The organism is Chitinophaga sp. (assembly GCF_036566945.1).
Classification (GTDB): domain Bacteria; phylum Bacteroidota; class Bacteroidia; order Chitinophagales; family Chitinophagaceae; genus Chitinophaga.
The window spans coordinates 1-6,506 of the sequence record NZ_DATCVJ010000845.1 but is presented as its reverse complement, the minus strand read 5'-3'; the positions used below and the strand labels follow the sequence as shown (position 1 = coordinate 6,506).

The following is a 6,506-nucleotide window of genomic DNA, read 5'->3' as shown; positions in this document are numbered from 1 at the left end:
GGTTAATGTTCATCACATCATCCCATTGATCCTGGCTCATACGCAGCAGCAGGTTATCTTTAGAAATACCTGCGTTATTCACACAGATATCAATTTTTCCGAATTCTTTCAATACTTCTGCTACCAGTGTTTCACATTCTTCATAAACGCCTGCATTGGATTTATATGCCTTTGCTTTTACACCTAAAGCGGTTAATTTAGCTTCCAGTGCCTGGGCTTTCTCATCAGAACTCACGTATGTAAAAGCTACATCCGCTCCCTGTGCTGCAAATTTCAAAGCAATTGCTTCTCCGATACCACGGCTGGCGCCAGTTACAATCGCTACTTTGTTCTCCAGTAATTTCATGTTATAGTTGATAGGTTTTAAGCTTTCATATTATTGGCCGCAAATTTCAGGATTTCCTCCAGGTAATTACGGTCATTATTCAGTCTGGGGACTTTATGTTGCCCGCCCAGTTTCCCTTTACTTTTAAGAAATTCGCAAAAAGTACCTTCTGGCAATACATGCACTACCGGCATATGTAAAGCGATATCTTTATATCTTTTTGCCTCGTAGTCTGAGTTAATAGCTTTCAACGTGCTATCCAGGGTATTGGTAAAACGGTTAATATCATCCGGGGCTACCCCAAATTCCACCAGCCATTCGTGTCCCCCATTGCCATGGTCGCTGAAATATACCGGTGCGGCTGTATAATCATTTACAACTGCGCCGGTGGCCTCGCAGGCTTTGGCTACGGCCGTATCAGAATTTTCAACGATCACTTCTTCCCCAAAGGCATTGATAAACGACTTTGTTCTGCCACTTACTTTGATCCGGTAAGGAAGCAGGGAGGTAAATTGGATGGTATCCCCTACCAGGTACCGCCACAAACCGCCGTTGGTACTAATAACCAGGGCATAGTTTTTACCCAGTTCCACTTCCTGCAATTGTAATGTTTCCGGGTTTTCCTTGCCTAATTCTTCCATGGGCATAAACTCATAGAAGATGCCGTGGTTGAGGAACAGGAGTAATCCTTCGTCGCCTATTACGTCCTGGGCGGCAAAAAAGCCTTCCGAAGCATTATAGGTTTCCTGGTAGTGCATCAGTGGCTTACGGATTAGTTTTTTAAACTGTTCGCGGTAAGGTGTGAAGCTTACGCCACCATGCATATATAATTCCACGTTGGGCCATACATCGGCCAGGTTATCTGTGCCGGTGAGTTCAAATATACGTTTGATCAGCACAATGGTCCAGGTAGGCACCCCTGCAATAGAGGTCACGTTTTCATGGATCACGGCATTGGCCATGCGTTCTATTTTCTCTTCCCATTCGTCCATGAGAGCAATTTCCAGGTCCGGTGTGCGGATCATGTTACCATAAAAAGGCATGTTTTGCAGCATCACGGCACTCAGGTCTCCAAAGTAGGAGTCGCTGTTTTCGGACAATTTGTTTACCTGATGGCTACCGCCTATTACCAGCGATTTCCCGGTAAAAACATCGGAATCAGGGAAATTATTGTAGTAGAGAGAAATTACATCCCTGCCGGAGCGGTAGTGACATTCATCCAGACTTTCTACTGTAACCGGAATAAACTTGCTTTTATCGGCAGTAGTACCGCTTGATTTAGCAAACCATTTGATGGGTGTATTCCAGAGTACATTTTGCTGTCCCTCCATCGTGCGTTGTATATAAGGCTTGATGGTATCATATGTATGAATAGGAACGCGCTGCTTATATTCGTCTATCTTATAAATCTTTGAAAAGCCGTACTGCTTACCGAATTCGGTATACTGAGCGGCACTAATAAGGTTTTGGAATACCTGCTGCTGCACCTGCACGGGATACTGCATAAAATACGCAATACGCCCCATGCGCAATCTTGCCAGTTGTGATATTGCAGGACTTAAAATTCTCATATAGGATGCTGTAGAATTATTTTTATTGTTTAGCTGCTTCGTCCAGGTAATCTTTCCGGCGCAAAATAAAATTCTGGCCAAGATACACTTTTCTTACCTGTTCGTCCTCTGCCAGCTCTTCTGCCGACCCGGATTTAAGGATTTTGCCTTCAAACAATAAATAAGCCCGGTCAGTGATGGATAGTGTTTCCTGCACGTTATGGTCTGTGATGAGGATGCCTATGTTCTTATATTTCAGCTTGGCGACGATCCCCTGGATATCTTCCACCGCAATGGGGTCAATACCTGCAAAAGGCTCATCCAGCAAGATAAACTTAGGGTCTACCGCGAGGGCGCGGGCGATTTCGGTACGGCGTCTTTCTCCCCCGCTCAATACATCACCGGGGCTCTTGCGCACGTGGGTAAGCCTGAATTCGGACAACAGGCTTTCGAGCTTTTCCCGTTGCTCGGCTTTTTTAAGATTTGTCATTTCCAGGACGGCAGAAATGTTATCCTCCACGCTCAGCTTCCGGAATACGGAGGCTTCCTGTGGCAGATAGCCGATGCCCATCTGGGCTCTTTTGTACATGGGTAGCTTGGTAATGTTCTGGCCATCCAGGTACACATTCCCTTCATCCGGCTTAATAAGCCCCACTACCATGTAGAAGGAGGTGGTTTTACCCGCTCCGTTAGGGCCCAGCAGCCCTACAATCTCACCCTGAGACACCTCCACAGATACATGGTTTACCACCGTTCTGTTGCCGTAACGCTTTACCAGCTGGTCTGTATGTATTCTTAATGCCATATGATCAAACTTAGCAAAAATAAGCAATTCATTCAGTTAGCCTAGTTATAGTTGTCATAAGATTAAAAATGATCTGATTATAATAATCGGATATCTTATTTTTGCCCGCGTATTTTAGCAGGAATACCGGCTTTTGCCACATTCTTCAAAGCTTATAACATTATGAAAGTAACTGAACATATTGCCCAGGCCAAAGACACCCTGATTTCTTTTGAAATCCTTCCTCCTCTGAAAGGAAAGAGTATTGAGTCTATTTATGATCACCTGGATCCCCTGATGGAATTCAAACCATCTTTCATTAATGTGACCTATCACCGTAGTGAGCATATGTTCAAGAAAAAGGCGGATGGCTCCTTTGAAAAGGTTGAAATCCGCAAACGCCCGGGTACTGTGGGTATTTGCGCTGCCATTATGAACCACTACAATATAGATGCCGTACCTCACCTGATTTGCGGCGGTTTTAGCCGGGAAGAAACGGAGAATGCCCTGATTGACCTGAACTTCCTTGGTATTGACAATGTACTGGTTTTGCGTGGTGATGCACCTAAAAACGAAACTTTTTTTGAGCCAGACCCACATGGCCACAGTTATGCCATAGAATTACTGGACCAAGTAGCACATATGAATAACGGGGTATACCTCGAAGATGACCTGCAGAGCGGCGTAAAAACCAACTTCTGTATTGGCGTTGCCGGCTATCCTGAAAAACATTTCGAGGCACCCAATATGCAAACAGACCTGTCTCACCTGAAACGTAAGGTGGAAAATGGGGCCGATTACATTGTTACACAGATGTTCTTCGATAACCAGAAGTTCTTCGATTTTGTGAATAAATGCAGGGAAGCAGGCATCACGGTTCCTATTATTCCAGGCTTAAAGCCACTTACCTCCAGGAAACAAATGACTATGCTGCCCCGCATTTTCCATGTAGATATCCCTACAGACCTCTCTACGGAGATCCTGAAATGCAAAACAGACAAGGATGTGGAGCTGGTAGGTACTGAATGGCTGATTGCTCAGTCTAAAGAACTGAAAGCATTTGGCGTACCGGTATTGCACTACTATACGTTGGGCAAGCCTAAAGTTGTTCGTCAGGCAGTAGAGGCAATTATGTAATAGTAAAGTGACTTATAAAAAAGAAGGGAAGGACAGAAGTCTTTCCCTTTTTTCGTTTTCTTTCATATAAAAAAAATGCCATCACGTAGATACGTAGTGGCATATCCCTATAACTGTCACACTTTTAATTATAACTGTCCAATGATCGAAATCACCTTCCGGTGATCTCTTTCGCTTATAAGACGCAGTAAACACCCTTGTCCCCTACTCCATTTTAAAAAAAATAAAAATAGACGGGAGGTATTGCCTGCCAGGCATAAAAAAAGTTCTTCCCGTTAGGAAAGAACTTCTCTCAATGTGTGTGTATTTTCTTACTACCAGTCTTCCCGGTCAAATAGAAAACCAAAACTAACTCCCCAATATCGGTTTTTCAGCTCGTTGGCTGATTTGTCAATATCCAAAAGACCATAGCCATAATGTGCCGACAGCGTAAGAAAACAATTAAATTCTACCCCTGCAGTGAAGTTTAAGCCTGCATCCCAACGTTGCAGATTCATAGTGGTACCGAATATATTGGGAGATGAATTAAAATTCAGATGTTGAGATCCGGATTGTACTTGTTTGATGCCATCATAGGCGGTTACATTATAGTCGCCCCTGACGCAGTAAGCTGCATAAGGCCCGGCGCCTACTATCAGCTTACCAAAGCTCACTGGTAATTTATACACCATATTCACAGGCAATTCCAGGTATTGCAATTTTAACTTAGTGACTGCGGATCCAAACAGGTCAGGATGTAAATGCTCATAATTCAAACCCGCTCCTTTCACAATGTATCCCATACCTGCCTGCAGATACCCTCGTGTAAATAAAGGTGCATTAAGATAAGCGCCTGCTTGCCAGTTATCCTGGTGCGAAGTACCCGGAGCAGTACTATTTCCAGAGGAGGCCAGACCGCTGTTTACGTATCCTCCACGTATACCAAGGCTCACCTGGGCATGGGATATGGACACAACAAAAAACATAGCTGCAGATAGAAGAAAGGTAAAAAATTTCATCGGTAGATTGGTAATAAAAAATTTATCAAATTCACTGGATAATTACTTTGGGGAAAAGTCCTACTGCTCAGTTGGTTACGGTTATTACTGCGAAAGTAAAGAAAGGTTTTGATAAAAACGATTAACCACCCGAAATTACGGGTGGTTAATACAAAAATCATATTGGGAGTCTTGTTTTATTTTCCACTGAATTTATATCCTACCGAAACACCAAAAGAAGTGTTTTTAAATCTGCGGTCGTTGTCAGTGTTATCGGCAGTATTCACCAGTCCGAGATCGGTATTTAGCCCAAAATAAAGCCCCATAGGCATTTCATAGCCAACGTTGATGCCCAGCCCTGCGTCGAAACGTTTCTGTTTCGCCAATAAAGATTCGTCGTCATACACGTCGAAATCGCCGAAACCGGTATCCTTAATTTTACCGCCCAGGCCATATGCAAGGTAAGGACCAGCAGACAGTACGAGTGCGCCGTTTCCTACCTCAGGCTTAAACATAAAGTGGACAGGCAATTCCAGGTAAGATAAGGTTGTTTTCACATCAGAATTTTTCGCCTTTCCTCCTTTACCGGAATATAATAACCCTGTACCAATATAAAATTCATCCGCCAGTGGAATGTCTACGGTCACACCTGCTCTTACGCTCGTCAGGATTTTACTGGTTTCTTTTGAAGTACCCGTTAAACCCGGATTTTTAACGGTCATGCTGGAAAACTGAGGTCCTGCAACGATACCCCATTTAGCCTGACCGAAAGAAAGACCCGCTATTAATAAAGCGGCTGCAGATAATAATACCTTTTTCATGAGTGATATGATTTGGATGAGGTAAAAGCGGTACCCACAGGTTAGATACCGCTTTCCTAATTTTTTGATTGCCAACAATAATAAATAAACCTGTTTTTGCTTGCTGCTGTTATTACAATTGAATCAGCTAATTGTTTGTTAGGATGTTATTTTCCACCAAACAAATAGCCTACGGATACGCTAAACACACGGTTTTTACTCTTCTCATCTGTGCTGTTGTCCTGGCCGGAACGAACTTTGGCAAACCCAATACCATACTGCGCAGAGATCAGGAAATTGCTCAGTTCCGCACCTACCTGTACGTTACCTCCCCAGTCAAAGCGTTTGAACTTATCAAAACCCTGATTAGGATCACCATTGTTGAAAGGAGTATCGTCATCCCATTTGATGCCGGATGAACTGCTGAGCGTAGTTTCCCCCACCGTTGCTTCGTATTTATTTTTACCGGCAACACCAAAAGCAAAATAAGGGCCCACACCGGCAAACAAGCGGGCATTTTCACCAATCGGTAGTTTGGCGATGAAATTCAAAGGAATTTCAATGTAAGAAGGGTTGGTGGTAAACTTAGAATAAGTGGTGGACGCTTTGTCTCCTAAATCTACCTTACTGCCTTTGGTAGTATAGAAGGCACCGGGCTGGAAAGACAATATTTTGGGTACTAATGGCAGGTCAACAATGGCTCCCACATTAAAACCTGATAATGACCGGCTGTCTTTTGTATTTCCTTCGTTATCGGTAGTAATGTTTGAAAGATTCCAACCAGCTTTAATCCCGACACGGGCCTGAGACATGGCAGCAAATGAGATGCTTAATGCCGCAAACGATAACAATAAAAACTTCTTCTTCATAATCTTTGGTTTTATGTTCTGCTACCCACAGAGCCAAAGACTATGCCAAAGGAATGTTAAAATT

7 protein-coding genes are annotated in these 6,506 nt (G+C 43.5%); 1 reads left to right on the top strand and 6 read right to left on the bottom strand.

The features are described from left to right. From VIP81_RS25510 to lptB, 3 genes are all read right to left on the bottom strand, one after another. A partial coding sequence (locus VIP81_RS25510; RefSeq protein WP_331967906.1) for an SDR family NAD(P)-dependent oxidoreductase occupies nucleotides 1-346 on the bottom strand: 346 nt, incomplete at its 3' end. A gap of 17 nt (nucleotides 347-363) precedes the next feature. Next, complete coding sequence (locus VIP81_RS25505; RefSeq protein WP_331967904.1) at nucleotides 364-1,896, bottom strand: GH3 auxin-responsive promoter family protein; 1,533 nt, start codon at nucleotides 1,894-1,896, stop codon at nucleotides 364-366. Between the two features lie 22 nt (nucleotides 1,897-1,918). Further along, on the bottom strand, nucleotides 1,919-2,680 hold the full coding sequence (gene lptB / locus VIP81_RS25500; RefSeq protein ID WP_331967902.1) for an LPS export ABC transporter ATP-binding protein: 762 nt from the start codon (nucleotides 2,678-2,680) through the stop codon (nucleotides 1,919-1,921). 162 nt (nucleotides 2,681-2,842) lie between these two features. Here lptB and metF point away from each other — a divergent pair, with 162 nt between their 5' ends. Then, complete coding sequence (gene metF, locus VIP81_RS25495) at nucleotides 2,843-3,796, top strand: methylenetetrahydrofolate reductase [NAD(P)H] (protein WP_331967900.1); 954 nt, start codon at nucleotides 2,843-2,845, stop codon at nucleotides 3,794-3,796. Between the two features lie 314 nt (nucleotides 3,797-4,110). On the opposite strand, the gene VIP81_RS25490 is transcribed toward metF, so the two are convergent. The 3 genes from VIP81_RS25490 to VIP81_RS25480 all read right to left on the bottom strand — a co-directional run bounded on the left by VIP81_RS25490 (nucleotide 4,111) and on the right by VIP81_RS25480 (nucleotide 6,442). Next, the gene (locus VIP81_RS25490; RefSeq protein WP_331967898.1) at nucleotides 4,111-4,761 is read right to left on the bottom strand and encodes an outer membrane beta-barrel protein; all 651 of its coding nucleotides are present in this window, start codon (nucleotides 4,759-4,761) and stop codon (nucleotides 4,111-4,113) included. Nucleotides 4,762-4,970: 209 nt separating this feature from the next. Beyond that, on the bottom strand, nucleotides 4,971-5,594 hold the full coding sequence (locus VIP81_RS25485) for a porin family protein (protein WP_331967896.1): 624 nt from the start codon (nucleotides 5,592-5,594) through the stop codon (nucleotides 4,971-4,973). A 146-nt stretch (nucleotides 5,595-5,740) separates the two neighbouring features. Next, complete coding sequence (locus tag VIP81_RS25480) at nucleotides 5,741-6,442, bottom strand: porin family protein (protein WP_331967894.1); 702 nt, start codon at nucleotides 6,440-6,442, stop codon at nucleotides 5,741-5,743. Nucleotides 6,443-6,506: the final 64 nt, after the last annotated feature.

Excerpts from the sequence above, each read along its gene's own strand:
- lptB (WP_331967902.1), bottom strand. The coding sequence starts at position 2,680 with ATGGCATTAAGAATACATACAGACCAGCTGGTAAAGCGTTACGGCAAC.
- VIP81_RS25505 (WP_331967904.1), bottom strand. The coding sequence starts at position 1,896 with ATGAGAATTTTAAGTCCTGCAATATCACAACTGGCAAGATTGCGCATG.
- VIP81_RS25490 (WP_331967898.1), bottom strand. The coding sequence starts at position 4,761 with ATGTTTTTTGTTGTGTCCATATCCCATGCCCAGGTGAGCCTTGGTATA.
- metF (WP_331967900.1), top strand. The coding sequence starts at position 2,843 with ATGAAAGTAACTGAACATATTGCCCAGGCCAAAGACACCCTGATTTCT.
- VIP81_RS25480 (WP_331967894.1), bottom strand. The coding sequence starts at position 6,442 with ATGAAGAAGAAGTTTTTATTGTTATCGTTTGCGGCATTAAGCATCTCA.
- VIP81_RS25485 (WP_331967896.1), bottom strand. The coding sequence starts at position 5,594 with ATGAAAAAGGTATTATTATCTGCAGCCGCTTTATTAATAGCGGGTCTT.